Raw genomic sequence first — 14,433 nt, forward strand, 5'->3', positions numbered from 1 at the left:
AGGTGCATTTCTGTGGAAAAGATAAATTTTACTCCGAAAGATATCGTTGATAAACATTTTCGTCCAAAGATGCGGGGGTATGATCCAGCTGATGTTGATGAGTTTTTGGATGATGTCATTAAGGACTATGAAACTTATTCCAAGGAAACACAACGACTGCAGATGGAGAATGATCGTTTAGTCAGTCAGGTTGATGAATTGACTAAGCAGTTGTCAGTCAGCAAAACTGGTCAGACCAACCGACCGGTTTCAAATGTAACTAACATGGATATCTTGAAGCGGTTGTCAAATTTAGAGCGGCACGTTTTCGGTGCCCAATTAAATAGTGATGATCAGCAAAATAATCATTTTTAATGATTAATTAAAAATTGTTTGTAAGTTTCTGGTGATCGCGGTTTGCTTTATGCAGACTGAGGAAAGTCCAAGCTTGCACAAGCTGAGATGCTTGTAGTGATCGTGCTCGCTGAAAAAATAAGGCGAGGTACCTTTTAGGTAACGGCAAATAAAAAGGCTAAGGCTTCGGCTATGCCTGAGTAGTTTTGAAAAGTGCCACAGTGACGAAGCAGTAATGGAAACATTGCTGATGGAACGCGGTAAACCCCACGAGCAGGTAACCCAAATTATGGTAGGGGCGCTTCATGCCGGAAATGAACTAAGCATGGGGGCAGACATTTGTCTGGAGATAGATGATTACCACCGATTCTGGTTCCTGGATCAGATGACGTACGGAACGTGGCTTATAGAGACTTACAATTACAGGAAAGGTAGGGGATCTAAGTGTTCCTTACCTTTTTTATTTTGGAAAATGGAGAGTAATATGAAAGAATTTAATTTAATAGCGGCCTGTGCTGCGGGAATTGAGAGTGTCGTTGGCAATGAATTACGTCATTTAGGGTATCACGTTCAAGTTGAAAACGGCCGAGTCCGTTTTCGCGGAACGATTGCAGATATTTTAAAAACTAACTTATGGTTGCGGACTGCCGATCGGGTCAAAATTATTATGGCTGAGTTCCCAGCCCAGACTTTTGATGAATTATATGAAGCAACCAAACAAGTTGCTTGGGATGAGTTGTTGCCGATGGATGCTGCCTTCCCAGTTGCCGGTCGTTCACAAAAATCAAAGTTGCACAGTGTTCCAGATGTTCAAGGAATCGTCAAAAAAGCTGTGGTTGACAAGCTAGCCCAAGTTTATCATCGTCATGGGCATTTACCAGAGACTGGAGCAGTTTTTCCACTGGAAGTAGCAATTAATAAAGATCAGGTATTATTGACTTTAGATACGACTGGAGCCAGTTTATTTAAACGTGGTTATCGAATTGAAAAAGGACCAGCTCCATTAAAAGAGAATTTTGCTGCTGCCTTAATTTATTTAGCTCATTGGTATCCGGAAAAACCGTTTATTGATCCGGTTTGCGGTTCGGGAACTCTGCCAATTGAAGCTGCTTTAATTGGACACAATATTGCTCCAGGTTTTAAAAGACATTTTACCTGTGAAGCCTGGCCTTGGGTTCCGGCGGCTTTAGGGCAAGAAGTTCGCGAACAAGCAGCTGATCTGGCTGACTATGATCGAAAGCTTGAAATTCATGGTTTGGATATTGATGGTCAAATGATTACTATTTCCCGGCTGAATGCTCGGCAAGCTGGTTTGAGTAAAGAGATAACTTTTAAGCAGCAAGCGCTCAAGGATTTCAAGACAACTTTGGAAAATGGGGTAATTGTGGCCAATCCGCCTTATGGTCAGCGCTTAAGTGACCAAACTGGAGTGCGGCAATTATACAAGCAAATGGGAACTGTATTTCGACCATTAACGACTTGGAGTAAGTATATTTTAACGAGTGATTTGATGTTTGAGAATTTTTATGGACAGCGGGCTAATAAACGCCGTAAATTATATAATGGAGCCTTGCGAACGGATTTATTCCAATATTGGGGTCAAAGAAAATCCACACATAAAGATTAAGATTTGCCAAATTGAAGGATTAAATTTGAGCCGCAATCGGCTACTTGATTATACTAAAAGTAGTAATTAGGATTAGATAGGCGGGAAAATAATTAATGAAAAAATATTTTTTTTATCAACCAGATTTACCGACATCAATTATCTGCTGGTCATATAGTTTGATCGTTTTACTAATCAGTATTTTATTGTGGCTGGAAATTACGGTATTTCAAATTTGGACAGTGCTGGTTTTCTTGTTGTTTTTAGTAGTCGCTGGTGTGCAGCTCTTTTTCCGACGAGTTGAAATTACACCAACAGAACTGATTTTACATACAGTTATTCCGCAAAACACCAAAAGATTTGCTTTAGCTGACATCAAGGATCTGCAAGCTCGGCGTTGGTTGCTCTCTTTTGCAACTAAATATCGCCGACAACAAATTATTATCAATCCCCGAGATCGGCAAAAACTGTATGATATTTTGAAAAAATAAATTAATGTCCGGTTTTAGATTATAAAAAAGTTATTTTTAAGGATAAGTTAATGACAATCGACGGAATTTAATCTATACTGAAATCATCAACCAAGGGGAGGATTTCACCATTGACAGATATTGAAATTGCACAGCAGACAAAAATGGAAAAAATTACGCAGATTGCAGCTAAACTTGGGCTGACTTCTGATCAAATTGAACAATACGGCGATTATAAAGCTAAAATTAAATTAACACCCGAGCAGGCTGAAAAATCATTCGGCAAATTAGTCTTGGTGACTTCAATTAATCCGACACCAGCTGGAGAAGGCAAATCAACAGTTACGGTTGGCCTTGGTGATGCTTTGACACAGTTACACCAAAAAGCAGCCATTGCCTTGCGTGAACCGTCTTTAGGACCAGTTATGGGGATGAAAGGCGGCGCAACTGGTGGTGGTTATTCACAAGTAGTTCCGATGGAAGATATCAACTTGCATTTTACAGGTGATATGCATGCTTTGACGACTGCCAACAATACACTGGCAGCTTTGATCGATAATCATATTTATCAAGGCAATAGTTTGAATTTAGATCCGCGCCGGATTTTATGGAAACGGGTTTTGGATATTAATGATCGGGCTTTACGACATATTGTAATTGGTTTAGGCAGTCCAACTTCGGGAGTACCGCGCGAAGATGGCTTTGATATCACTGTAGCTAGTGAATTAATGGCAATTCTATGCTTGGCTGAAGATTTGGCAGATTTGAAACGCCGGATCGGCCGCATTGTAATTGGATATACTTATGATAAAAAACCAGTAACAGTTGACCAATTACATGTTACTGGGGCTATTTCACTTTTATTAAAAGATGCGATCAAACCTAATTTAGTTCAGACTTTAGCGCATACGCCGGCAATTATTCATGGTGGACCGTTTGCTAACATTGCTCATGGCTGCAACAGTGTATTGGCGACCCGTACGGCTTTGAAATTGGCAGATTATACAGTTACTGAAGCAGGCTTCGGTGCCGATTTAGGTGCCGAGAAATTTATGGATATTAAAGCTCCCGTGTTGGGTAAAACACCAGATGCTGTTGTAATTGTAGCAACAGTGCGGGCCTTGAAGATGCACGGTGGCGTTGCTAAAGATCAGTTACAGTTGGAAAATATTCCAGCATTGACGGCTGGTTTTGCTAACCTGCAGCGGCATATTGCCAGCATGAAACGTTATGGTGTTCCGGTCGTAGTTGCAATCAATCAGTTTACGGCTGATACAGCAGCAGAACTGGCTAAATTACAAGAACTGTGCCAACAAAATAATACACCGGCCGAAGTAGCAAATGTTTGGGCTCATGGTGGCAGTGGTGCACTTAACTTAGCAAAAGAAGTGCTCCGGCTGACTAAGCAGGACAGTCAGTTTGTACCGTTATATCAAGCTGATATGGATTTGACAGCAAAAATCAACCAAGTTGTGACCCAGATTTATGGTGGTCAAAAGGTGGAATTCAGTGCAAAAGCCAAACGGCAGCTGCGTCAGTTTAAACGACGAGGCTGGGATAAATTACCGGTATGTATGGCAAAAACTCAGTATTCATTATCAGATAGTCCTAAGTTGATTGGGGCGCCAACTGATTTTGCGATTCATGTTCGTGAACTGGTACCCAAGTTAGGTGCGGGCTTTATTGTTGCTTTGACGGGGAACGTTTTGACGATGCCAGGCTTGCCGAAAGTTCCGGCAGCCAGCAAAATGGATCTAGCTGATGATGGCACGATCAGTGGTCTTTACTAGGTTGTAGCTTGAGGAATGAATTCTTGAAAGCATTTTGAATTAAATTCGCTTTAACGAATTCAGCAGTTAATCATAACTATTCTTGTAAAAAACTGTGGCTAATCTTGCCGCAGTTTTTTAGCATTTGGTGCAAATACTAAAAAACTGGTAGTTATTTAAAAATATTTAGTTTATGCTGGATTTAAGTTAGGTTATAATTAAGTAATTATCTTTTTGAGTGGAAAGTGAGGAGCAGATTTAATGCCGATTTATTTTTTGCTGATGGCAGCCGTTGTTTTGCTGGATCAGCTGGTTAAGTATTATGTTGTTCACAACATCCCGCTTAATACAAGTGTAAACTTTATCAATCATGTTCTGGCTTTGGCACATATTCGTAATTATGGTGCTGCTTGGAATATTTTAACTGGTCAGCAGCTGTTTTTTTTCATTATTACGTTGGCCGCTTTAGCTGTTTTAGGATATCTTTTTAAAAAAAATTGGCATGATTGGCTTTATGCTTTAGGAATCAGCTTGATGATCGGTGGAACCTTGGGTAATTTTATTGATCGGCTTAGGATCGGTTACGTGGTTGATATGTTTGAACTGAAGTTTGTCAATTTTCCAGTGTTCAATGTTGCTGATGCTGCCTTAAGTGTGGGTGTTGTTATTTTATTGTTAGCTATTTTACGAGATGGTCGGCATGAGTGAAGAAGTTCAGATTACCAAACAAACCGGCCGCTTAGATAAAGTGGCTGCGCAATTATTTCCTGATTATTCTCGCAGTCAACTGCAACGTTTAATTGTTGCGGGTGATTTGTTGGTAAACGATCAGCAAGTAGTTGCCAAATATCAGGTGCGAACTGGTGATCGGCTTAAGTTGACACCACCGCCAATTCAGCATTTGAGTTTAGAACCGGAAAATATTCCGTTGGATATTGTCTATGAAGATGCTGATTTATTAGTTGTAAATAAACCGCAAGGAATGGTTGTTCATCCGGCACCTGGGCATCCTAACCATACTTTGGTTAATGCTTTGCTGTATCATTGCCCCTTGTCAACTATTAATGGTACCTATCGGCCGGGGATCGTCCATCGAATTGACAAGGATACTTCGGGTTTGCTGATGGTTGCCAAAAATGATCTGGCTCACCAGGCTTTGGCAAAGCAGCTAAAAGCTAAGAAAAATTTACGTGAATATACGGCGCTGGTACATGGCAGAATGCCCAATGATCAAGGAACGATCATTGCACCGCTGGGACGTTCCCGCCGCGATCGAAAAAAACAAGCAGTGGTTGCTGACGGTCGTCCAGCGATTACACATTATCGTGTGATCAAACGCTATCAATACTTTACGCTGATTAAATGTGTTCTTGAAACTGGTCGAACGCATCAAATCCGGGTTCACTTGCGTTATTTAGGTTTTCCACTGGCTGGAGATCCTTTATATGGTCCGACTAAAACCTTAAAAGGGCACGGTCAATTTTTACACGCCGGTAAATTAGGGTTTGAACATCCGCGGACTCACCAAGAAATGATTTTTGAAGCACCATTACCGGAAATTTTCCAAAAAACTTTGGAAAAGCTTGACAAAAATGAAAATTTCAAGTAAATTTAAAGCAATCAAGGTCCTTTAAAATTAGTCCCGTGAGGCTAAGAAGGCAGCGTCTTAATTGAGCTCGAAGAAGACATTTGTCTACCGCTTAGTCTAATTATTATAGATTAAGCGGTCTTTTTTTGGACAGAAAAGGAGAGGTAAGACCATGACTAAAGAAGTTGTTGACTCACTAGCAATGAAACGGGCGTTAACACGAATGACGTACGAGATCATTGAAAAGAACAAAGGAATTTCTGATTTAGTTATCATTGGAATCAAAACACGCGGCATTTATTTGGCTCAAAGAATTGCTAAACGGCTGCAGCAATTAGAAGGTGACAGTGTTCCAGTAGGTGAACTTGATATTTCTTTGTATCGAGACGATCGGCATGATGCTTCTGAGGAAAACGATCCAGTTGTTAAAACACCGCAGCTGAAATTTGACATCACCGGCAAGCAGGTTATTTTAGTTGATGATGTTTTGTTTACCGGACGAACAATTCGTGCCGGATTGGATGCTTTAATGGATCAGGGACGTCCGAAAAAAATTAATGTGGCGGTACTGGTTGATCGCGGACATCGCGAATTACCGATTCGTGCCGATTTTGTTGGCAAAAACATTCCAACATCCTTAGAAGAAGAAATTTCAGTTTCTGTTGAAGAAATTGATGGTAAAGATTCGATTGAGATAAAAAAATTAAAAAAATAATGTACCAACCATTTTAATTGACTCCAGAGAGAGCAAAAAGGTTGAAGATCTTCGCCTAATACCTAGTGCGGACAGACTTTAAGCTAACCTGGATCAGCCTTGATTCAGGTTTTTTTGTACAGGAAGGAAGACATACTTTGCAAACATCACCCAAAAAAGAATTTCGAAATGAAGAAGCCATTTTAGATATTAAAGATCGACCACCATTTTTACATTGGCTGGTTTTATCAGTTCAGCATTTATTTACCATGTTCGGTGCTACCGTGTTGGTTCCACTGCTGATTGGCATTAACCCGAGCATTGCCTTATTCAGTTCCGGTGTCGGAACATTGGTATATATTTTGTGTACTAAGGCTAAAATACCGGCTTATCTGGGTTCAAGCTTTGCTTTTGTGGTAACTATGCAGGCGTTGATGAAAACCGATGGCTACCCGGCAGTTGCCCAAGGAGCAATTTCTGCAGGCTTGGTCTATGTAGTGGTTTCATTGATCATTTCCCAGTTTGGTTCAAATTGGGTCGACCATGTTTTGCCACCAGTTGTTGTCGGACCAATCATTGTGGTCATTGGTTTGTCATTAGCAACGACGGCCGCCAATGATGCGATGATGAATAATTCGCATTATGATTTAAAGTATTTTGCCGTAGCAATTTTTACCTTACTGATCACAATTATTTTTAATATGTATTTGAAGGGCTTTCCTAGTATGATTCCGGTATTGCTGGGAATCGTTGCTGGTTATGTTATGGCTATGATTGTTGGAATTGTAAACCTGCAGTCGATTGTAGCAGCTAAATGGTTTTCTTTGCCGGCGTTTGATGCCATGTTTATTAATTACCACTTCAAATGGTACCCGGCGGCAATTATTGGGATGGCACCAATTGCGTTTGTAACGATGACTGAGCATATGGGTCACATCATGGTGTTGAACAAATTAACCAAGCGCAACTTTTTTAAAGATCCTGGGCTGCACCGTACCTTGTTTGGTGATGGTTTATCGTCAATTATTGCCGGTTTTGTCGGTGGCCCGCCAACGACTTCTTATGGTGAGAATATCGGAGTTTTGGCAATGACTAAAGTTCATAGTGTCTGGGTGTTGGGTGGAGCAGCATTGTTTGCAATTATATTCAGTTTTGTTGGTAAAATCAGTGCCATGATCCAATCAATTCCCAGTCCGGTAATCGGCGGAATCAGTTTCCTTTTATTTGGGATGATTGCTTCAAATGGTTTGCGGATCTTAGTTGATAATCATGTGAATTATGAATTAAAACGAAATTTGGTAATTACTTCAGTTATTTTGGTAATCGGACTTGGTGGAACATATTTGCAATTGGGTAAGTTTCAGTTAACCAGCATAGCATTAGCAACCGTCTTTGGAATTGTTTTGAACTTAATTCTGCCAGCAAAAGCCAGCAGCGAAAAATAAAAGGAGCGAATAAAAATGCCGCAAGTTGAAGAATGTGTCAAGATGTCTAACTTTGTTTCTGTTGAAGATCTGCCACTGAAGATCGTTGAACAATTGCTCAAACGTGCCAGTTATTTTAAGAATGGTGGTCAGCCGCCAAAATTCAAGCAGCCCGTCTACGTGGCTAATTTATTTTTTGAAAACAGTACGCGAACACATTGCAGTTTTGAAATGGCTGAACGCAAATTAGGATTGACCGTCATTCCGTTTGACCCAGCTACTAGTTCGGTTAAAAAGGGTGAATCGCTTTATGACACACTGTTGGCACTTAATTCAATTGGAGTCCAGTTGGCAGTTATTCGCCACCCCCAAAACGATTATTATCTGCCACTGCTGGATCTAGCTCCGACGCAGCAATTGAATTTAGGAATTGTTAATGCTGGGGACGGCAGTGGTCAGCATCCTTCGCAATCGCTATTGGATATGTTAACGATTAAAGAACAGTTTGGTCATTTTGCCGGTTTGAAAATTGCGATTATCGGTGATTTGACAAACTCACGGGTAGCACGCAGTAATATGCAGTTGCTGCAGCGCTTGGGTGCAGAAATTTATTTTTCCGGTCCTCAATATTGGTATGATGCCGCTGAATTTGGCCAATATGGTCAGTATCTGCCACTGGATCAGCTGATTGAACAAATGGATGTAGTCATGTTACTGCGGGTACAGCATGAACGCCACCAAAGCGAAGATCAGTTTGATGTGACAGCTTATCATCAGCAATATGGTTTGACTAAAGAACGTTATCAGAAAATGAAAGACGATGCGATTATCATGCATCCCGGTCCAATTAACCGCGGTGTCGAGCTTGATTCAGATTTGGTGGAAGCACCTAAATCGCGTTTTGCTGAACAAATGCGCAATGGCGTTTTTGTTCGGATGGCGATGCTGGAGGCGGTCATTAACGGACGTAAACTAGGGGGAATTTAAAATGCTGACATTATTGCAAAATGGAATGGTTTATCAAGCTGGACATCTTCAGCAGCTGGATGTGCTGCTGAAAGATGACAAAATTGCGGCGATTGGAGTTGAATTAGCGGCTTTGCTGCCGTCAACTGCGGAAGTTAAAAAGTATGATTTGCAAAACTTATTAGTAACACCGGGGTTGGTTGATGTCCATGTGCACTATCGTCAGCCGGGTTACTCGCAAAAAGAAACCATCAAGACTGGTAGTTTAGCTGCTGCTCACGGTGGTTTTACCACGGTGGGTGCGATGCCTAACCTTGATCCGGTTCCTGATACCCCAGCAAATCTAAAAGCTGTAATTGATTTAAACCAGCAAGATGGAGTTGTGCACATTTTGCAATATGCTGCAATTACCCAGCGACGGCAAGGAAAAGCCGTTAATAATTTGGCTGCATTGAAAGCGGCGGGAGCATTTGCCGTCAGTGATGATGGCAGCGGGATTCAATCAGCTGAGGTGATGTATCGGGCGATGCAGCAAGCTGCCGCAGTCGGGCTGCCGCTGGCTGAACATATTGAAGATGAGTCTTTATTGTTCAACGGGGTAATCAATGCGGGACCCAAAGCAACTGAATTAAATTTACCGGGAATGTCAAGTTTGAGTGAATCGTCACAATTAGCTCGTGATCTGATCTTGGCTCAAGCAACTGGTGTTCATTACCATGCCTGCCATATTTCAACCAAAGCAAGTGTGGCATTGATTCGTTGGGCTAAACAACAGGGGATTCAAGTTACTTGTGAAGCTTCACCGCATCATCTTTTATTAGCTGATCAAGACATTCCGGCGGATGACAGCAATTATAAAATGAATCCACCGTTGCGTTCCAAAGCGGATCGCCAGGCTTTGCTTGCCGGATTGGCAGATGGAACGATCGATATGATTGCAACTGATCATGCCCCGCATACCGAAGCTGATAAAGCTGGCGGTTTTTGTGGTTCGGCTTTTGGAATTACCGGCAGTGAGACAGCATTTAGCATGTTATATACTCAATTGGTTAAAACCCACCAGCTGTCTTTGGAACGACTGCTGGAGCTGCTGACAATTAAACCGGCACAAGCATTTGGTTTACATCAAGCAGGCGAGTTGTTACCGGGGCGGATCGCTGATATCGCCGTTTTTGATTTGCAGCATCCAACGGTGATTTCAGCCCAAGATTATTATTCTAAAGGGAAAAACACCCCATTTACGGGGGAAAAAGTTTATGGCCAGACACAGTTGACTTTTGTTGCTGGTCAAGCAGTATATCAAAAGGAGGATTGACATGCAGCGTTATTTAGTTTTAGAGGACGGCAGTATTTATGCCGGTGAAGGTTTTGGTTCGGACGAATTGCGTGCTGGTGAAGTTGTTTTTACCACCGGAATGACCGGATACCAAGAAGCTGTCAGCGATCAATCGTATGCTGGTCAGATTTTAGTTTTTACTAATCCACTGATCGGCAATTACGGTGTGAACCTTGATGATTGTGAATCAATTGAACCGGCTTGCAGCGGTGTTGTTTGTCACGAACTGGCACGAGTTTCCAGTAATTGGCGTCAGCAGGGAACTTTTGCTGATTTTTTAAAACAAATGAATATTCCGGGGATTTCCGGTATAGATACGCGCGCAATTACTAAAAAGCTACGTTCTAAGGGAACGATGCGCGGTAAATTAACAGCTACCAAAGATCAAGCCCAAGCTGCCATAGCTGATTTGCAGTCACCACAGCCGATTAAATTAAATCAACAGGTCGCAACTAGCCGGCCTTATCCAAATCCCGGCAGCAAACGCAATGTAGTTGTAGTTGATTTTGGACTAAAGCACAGCATTCTGCGTGAGTTGGCTCAGCGGGATTGCAACACGATCGTTATGCCATATACGGCAACAGCTAAACAAATTTTACAGCTGCATCCCGATGGTGTGCTGCTGTCTAATGGACCTGGTGATCCTAAATCAATGCCAGAATCGGTGTTGACGATGATTCGTCAGTTGCAAGAAAAACTGCCGTTATTTGGAATCTGTTTAGGGCATCAGCTGTTTGCACTGGCTAATGGCGCTGATACCTTTAAAATGAAATTCGGACACCGCGGTTTTAATCATCCAGTTAGAGAAATCGCGACCGGGCGGATTTTCTTTACTTCGCAAAACCATGGTTATGCGGTTGATCCGGCTTCAATTGATAATCGAATTTTGAATGTCACTCATCAAGAAATTAATGACCAAACGGTTGAAGGTCTGCATCATAAGCAGCACCCGGCTTTCAGTGTTCAATTCCATCCAGATGCAGCGCCGGGTCCGCATGATGCGGTTACTATTTTTGATGATTTTATGCAAATGATCGATTTAAGAAAGGAAGAACGTCATGCCGAAAAGAACTGATATTCATAAAATAATGGTCATCGGATCTGGTCCGATCATTATCGGTCAAGCAGCTGAATTTGATTATTCCGGAACGCAGGCTTGCTTAGCTTTGCGTGAAGAAGGTTATGAAGTGGTGTTAGTTAATTCTAACCCAGCAACGATCATGACTGATAATCAGATCGCCGACCGGGTTTATCTTGAACCGCTGACGACTGAATCAGTAGCGCGAATTATCCGTCAAGAATATCCAGATGCAATTTTACCGACACTTGGAGGTCAAATTGGCTTGAATTTAGCGATGTCGCTGGCTAAAACCGGAATTCTCGAAGAACTTGATATAGAATTATTGGGGACCAAGCTGACGGCGATCAATCAAGCCGAAGATCGTGAGTTATTCAAGGAATTGATGAAACAATTGGGAAAACCGGTACCACCTTCCAAAACAGTAAATACAACACAGGACGCATTAGATTTTGCAGCTGAAATTGGTTATCCGGTGATTGTGCGGCCAGCCTTTACGATGGGCGGCACCGGCGGCGGTTTATGTGATACACCAGCTGAATTAGCTGAAATTTCGGCTAATGGTTTGGATTTGTCGCCGGTAACACAATGTTTAATTGAAAAAAGCATCATGGGTTATAAAGAAATCGAATTTGAAGTAATGCGTGATCATAATGATAATACGATGGTTGTCTGCTGTATGGAGAATTTTGATCCGGTTGGAATTCATACGGGAGATTCGATCGTCTTTTCACCAACGCAGACTTTAAGTGACCGTGAGTATCAAATGCTGCGGGATGTTTCCTTGGAAATTATCAGTGCTTTGAAAATCGAGGGCGGCTGCAATGTGCAGTTAGCTCTGGATCCAAACAGTTTTAATTATGACGTAATTGAAGTTAATCCACGTGTCAGCCGTTCATCAGCCTTAGCTTCGAAAGCTACCGGTTATCCGATTGCTAAAATGGCCGCTAAAATTGCGGTCGGTTTGAATTTAGATGAGATTATTAATCCGGTTACGGGCACAACCTATGCTGAATTTGAACCAGCATTGGATTATGTCGTTGCCAAGATTCCACGCTGGCCATTTGATAAATTTCCGAAAGGCGATCGCCGCTTAGGCACCCAAATGAAAGCAACCGGTGAAGTTATGGCAATCGGCCGGACAGCTGAAGAAGCTTTACAAAAAGCAGTTCGTTCACTGGAAATTGATGAACGTGATTTAATTTCAACGACTGCTCAAGCAGCTAGTGATGATCAATTAGAAGAAAAATTGATGCATCCGCAAGATGACCGGCTCTTTTATCTGGCTGAGGCTTTTCGCCGCAACTACACGCTGTCAGAAATTCATGAGTTGACCAAGATCAATTGTTATTTCTTAGATATTGTCAAGCACTTAACTGAAATTGAAGTCCAACTTAAACAAAATCCAGCTGATCTCCAAACCCTGCTTCAAGCTAAAAGATACGGTTTCAGTGATTACACGATTGGTCGACTCTGGCACCAGTCAGCGGCCCAAGTTCGTGATTTTCGTTTACAGCAGCAAATAAAACCAGTTTACAAAATGGTTGATACTTGTGCTGCCGAATTTGAATCGCAAACACCATATTTTTATAGTACCTATGATCAGGAAAATGAAAGTCAACCAACAAGTAAGCAGTCGATTCTGGTAATTGGCTCTGGTCCAATTCGAATTGGTCAAGGGGTCGAGTTCGATTATGCCACGGTTCACAGCGTTAGAGCTATTCAAAAAATGGGATATGAAGCAATCGTAATGAATAGTAATCCAGAAACGGTTTCGACTGATTTTTCGGTTTCGGATAAACTCTATTTCGAACCGCTGACATTAGAAGATGTGTTAAACGTTATTGACTTGGAGCAACCGTTAGGAGTAATTGTTCAATTTGGTGGGCAGACAGCAATTAATTTAGCTGCTGGATTGGCAGATCACGGTGTTAAGATTTTAGGAACAGCAGTAGCCGATTTAGATCGAGCTGAAGATCGTGAATTATTTGATGAAGTAATCAAACAACTGCACTTGCAGCAACCAATCGGTAAGACAGCGACAACTGCCGCAGGTGTTTTGGAAAAAGCGGCTGAGATCGGCTATCCGGTTCTAGTTAGACCGAGTTATGTTTTGGGCGGTCGGGCAATGGAGATCGTTAATAATGAAACTGAATTGAAAGCGTACTTGCAGCAAAACGTTGCGGTTGCCGCTGATCATCCGATTTTAGTTGATGCTTACCTTGAAGGTCGTGAATGTGAAGTCGATGCAATTTGCGATGGTCAAGATGTCCTCTTACCAGGGATTATGGAACATATTGAACATGCCGGGGTCCATTCTGGTGACTCAATGGCAGTTTACCCACCGCAATCATTTACTGCTGACATCAAACAACAAATCGTGACAGCTACGCAAAAATTAGCAGTTGCTTTGAAATGTGTTGGAATTATGAATATTCAGTTTATTATTCATCACGATCAGGCTTATGTATTAGAGGTTAATCCGCGTGCCAGCCGGACAGTTCCGTTCCTCAGCAAAATTACGGGAATTGAGATGGCACAGGTCGCAACACAAGTGATTTTGGGTAAATCATTAAAAGAGCTGGGCTATCAGCCGGGATTGTATCCAGAAAGCAAGACGATCAATGTTAAAGCACCGGTTTTCTCCTTTAGTAAATTAGCAGATGTTGATAGCTACTTGGGACCGGAAATGAAATCGACCGGTGAAGTTATGGGCAGCGACCATACCTTTGAAAAAGCTCTCTTGAAGGCTTTTGCCGGTGCCAAAATGGAATTGCCATTAAGCGGCAGCGTCTTATTAACGATCGAACACAGCGATAAAGAAGCGGTCTTGCCTTTGGCAAAACGCTTCAGCCAAATCGGTTATCAGTTGCTGGCAACCGCGGGAACTGCCAAGTTTTTACAAGCGCATGGTTTGCGTGTCGTCCCGGTTGCTAAGCTTAGCGAGCAACAGGCTGCTGAACCGAATATTAAAAAGCTGATTCAAGACGGGAAAGTTCAGTTGGTAATTAATACTATGGGACATGATCATGCAGCAACCTCAGATGGTTTCCGAATTAGACAATTAGCGATTGCGCATAATGTGCCTTTGCTGACTTCATTGAATACAGCACAAGCCTTGATCAGAGCTTTGGAGAATCGGACGTTTGCTACGGACGCACTATCATAG

The 14,433-nt window shown here is 42.0% G+C and carries 12 protein-coding genes and 1 other RNA gene; all 13 read left to right on the plus strand.

The genetic code is table 11. The annotated features are described in order from the left end of the window. The first annotated feature begins 12 nt into the window (after nt 1–12). The 13 genes from gpsB (at nt 13) to carB (ending at nt 14,433) form a co-directional block, all read left to right on the plus strand. Nucleotides 13–354, plus strand: coding sequence for a cell division regulator GpsB (gpsB, locus tag FC89_RS01225; protein WP_057870728.1), 342 nt, complete (start codon nt 13–15; stop codon nt 352–354). 23 nt (nt 355–377) lie between these two features. Then, nucleotides 378–745, plus strand: an RNA gene (gene rnpB, locus FC89_RS12265) — RNase P RNA component class B. Nucleotides 746–817: 72 nt separating this feature from the next. Beyond that, entirely contained in the window at nt 818–1,960 is a 1,143-nt protein-coding gene (locus tag FC89_RS01230) for a THUMP domain-containing class I SAM-dependent RNA methyltransferase (RefSeq protein WP_057870729.1), read from the plus strand. 95 nt (nt 1,961–2,055) lie between these two features. After that, nucleotides 2,056–2,430: an EbsA family protein gene (locus tag FC89_RS01235; protein ID WP_057870730.1), complete on the plus strand. Its 375-nt coding sequence runs from the start codon at nt 2,056–2,058 to the stop codon at nt 2,428–2,430. A 110-nt stretch (nt 2,431–2,540) separates the two neighbouring features. Continuing rightward, complete coding sequence (locus tag FC89_RS01240; RefSeq protein ID WP_057870731.1) at nt 2,541–4,199, plus strand: formate--tetrahydrofolate ligase; 1,659 nt, start codon at nt 2,541–2,543, stop codon at nt 4,197–4,199. Between the two features lie 240 nt (nt 4,200–4,439). Then, nucleotides 4,440–4,886: a signal peptidase II gene (gene lspA / locus FC89_RS01245; protein ID WP_057870732.1), complete on the plus strand. Its 447-nt coding sequence runs from the start codon at nt 4,440–4,442 to the stop codon at nt 4,884–4,886. Continuing rightward, on the plus strand, nt 4,870–5,787 hold the full coding sequence (locus tag FC89_RS01250) for an RluA family pseudouridine synthase (protein ID WP_187329644.1): 918 nt from the start codon (nt 4,870–4,872) through the stop codon (nt 5,785–5,787). Before lspA ends, FC89_RS01250 begins: the two co-directional genes overlap by 17 nt. A 151-nt stretch (nt 5,788–5,938) precedes the next feature. Continuing rightward, nucleotides 5,939–6,481, plus strand: a complete 543-nt coding sequence (pyrR, locus tag FC89_RS01255) for a bifunctional pyr operon transcriptional regulator/uracil phosphoribosyltransferase PyrR (RefSeq protein ID WP_057870734.1) — start codon at nt 5,939–5,941, stop codon at nt 6,479–6,481. A 137-nt stretch (nt 6,482–6,618) separates the two neighbouring features. Next, nucleotides 6,619–7,905: a solute carrier family 23 protein gene (locus FC89_RS01260; RefSeq protein ID WP_057870735.1), complete on the plus strand. Its 1,287-nt coding sequence runs from the start codon at nt 6,619–6,621 to the stop codon at nt 7,903–7,905. A 15-nt stretch (nt 7,906–7,920) separates the two neighbouring features. Next, nucleotides 7,921–8,871: an aspartate carbamoyltransferase catalytic subunit gene (locus FC89_RS01265; protein ID WP_057870736.1), complete on the plus strand. Its 951-nt coding sequence runs from the start codon at nt 7,921–7,923 to the stop codon at nt 8,869–8,871. A gap of 1 nt (nt 8,872) precedes the next feature. Then, nucleotides 8,873–10,165, plus strand: a complete 1,293-nt coding sequence (locus FC89_RS01270) for a dihydroorotase (protein WP_057870737.1) — start codon at nt 8,873–8,875, stop codon at nt 10,163–10,165. 1 nt (nt 10,166) lies between these two features. Beyond that, a complete protein-coding gene (locus tag FC89_RS01275; protein WP_057870738.1) occupies nt 10,167–11,261 on the plus strand; it encodes a carbamoyl phosphate synthase small subunit in 1,095 nt (364 codons plus the stop codon). Beyond that, nucleotides 11,245–14,433 (plus strand): carbamoyl-phosphate synthase large subunit, encoded by a 3,189-nt coding sequence (gene carB / locus FC89_RS01280; protein WP_057870739.1) that lies wholly within the window; start codon nt 11,245–11,247, stop codon nt 14,431–14,433. Before FC89_RS01275 ends, carB begins: the two co-directional genes overlap by 17 nt.

Source organism: Liquorilactobacillus ghanensis DSM 18630, from assembly GCF_001435235.1.
Classification (GTDB): Bacteria; Bacillota; Bacilli; order Lactobacillales; family Lactobacillaceae; genus Liquorilactobacillus; species Liquorilactobacillus ghanensis.

Bases quoted from the DNA above. Each gene is read 5' to 3' on its own strand.
- FC89_RS01230 (WP_057870729.1), top strand. From the start codon at position 818: ATGAAAGAATTTAATTTAATAGCGGCCTGTGCTGCGGGAATTGAGAGT.
- FC89_RS01235 (WP_057870730.1), top strand. From the start codon at position 2,056: ATGAAAAAATATTTTTTTTATCAACCAGATTTACCGACATCAATTATC.
- lspA (WP_057870732.1), top strand. From the start codon at position 4,440: ATGCCGATTTATTTTTTGCTGATGGCAGCCGTTGTTTTGCTGGATCAG.
- FC89_RS01250 (WP_187329644.1), top strand. From the start codon at position 4,870: ATGGTCGGCATGAGTGAAGAAGTTCAGATTACCAAACAAACCGGCCGC.
- pyrR (WP_057870734.1), top strand. From the start codon at position 5,939: ATGACTAAAGAAGTTGTTGACTCACTAGCAATGAAACGGGCGTTAACA.
- FC89_RS01265 (WP_057870736.1), top strand. From the start codon at position 7,921: ATGCCGCAAGTTGAAGAATGTGTCAAGATGTCTAACTTTGTTTCTGTT.
- FC89_RS01270 (WP_057870737.1), top strand. From the start codon at position 8,873: ATGCTGACATTATTGCAAAATGGAATGGTTTATCAAGCTGGACATCTT.
- FC89_RS01275 (WP_057870738.1), top strand. From the start codon at position 10,167: ATGCAGCGTTATTTAGTTTTAGAGGACGGCAGTATTTATGCCGGTGAA.
- carB (WP_057870739.1), top strand. From the start codon at position 11,245: ATGCCGAAAAGAACTGATATTCATAAAATAATGGTCATCGGATCTGGT.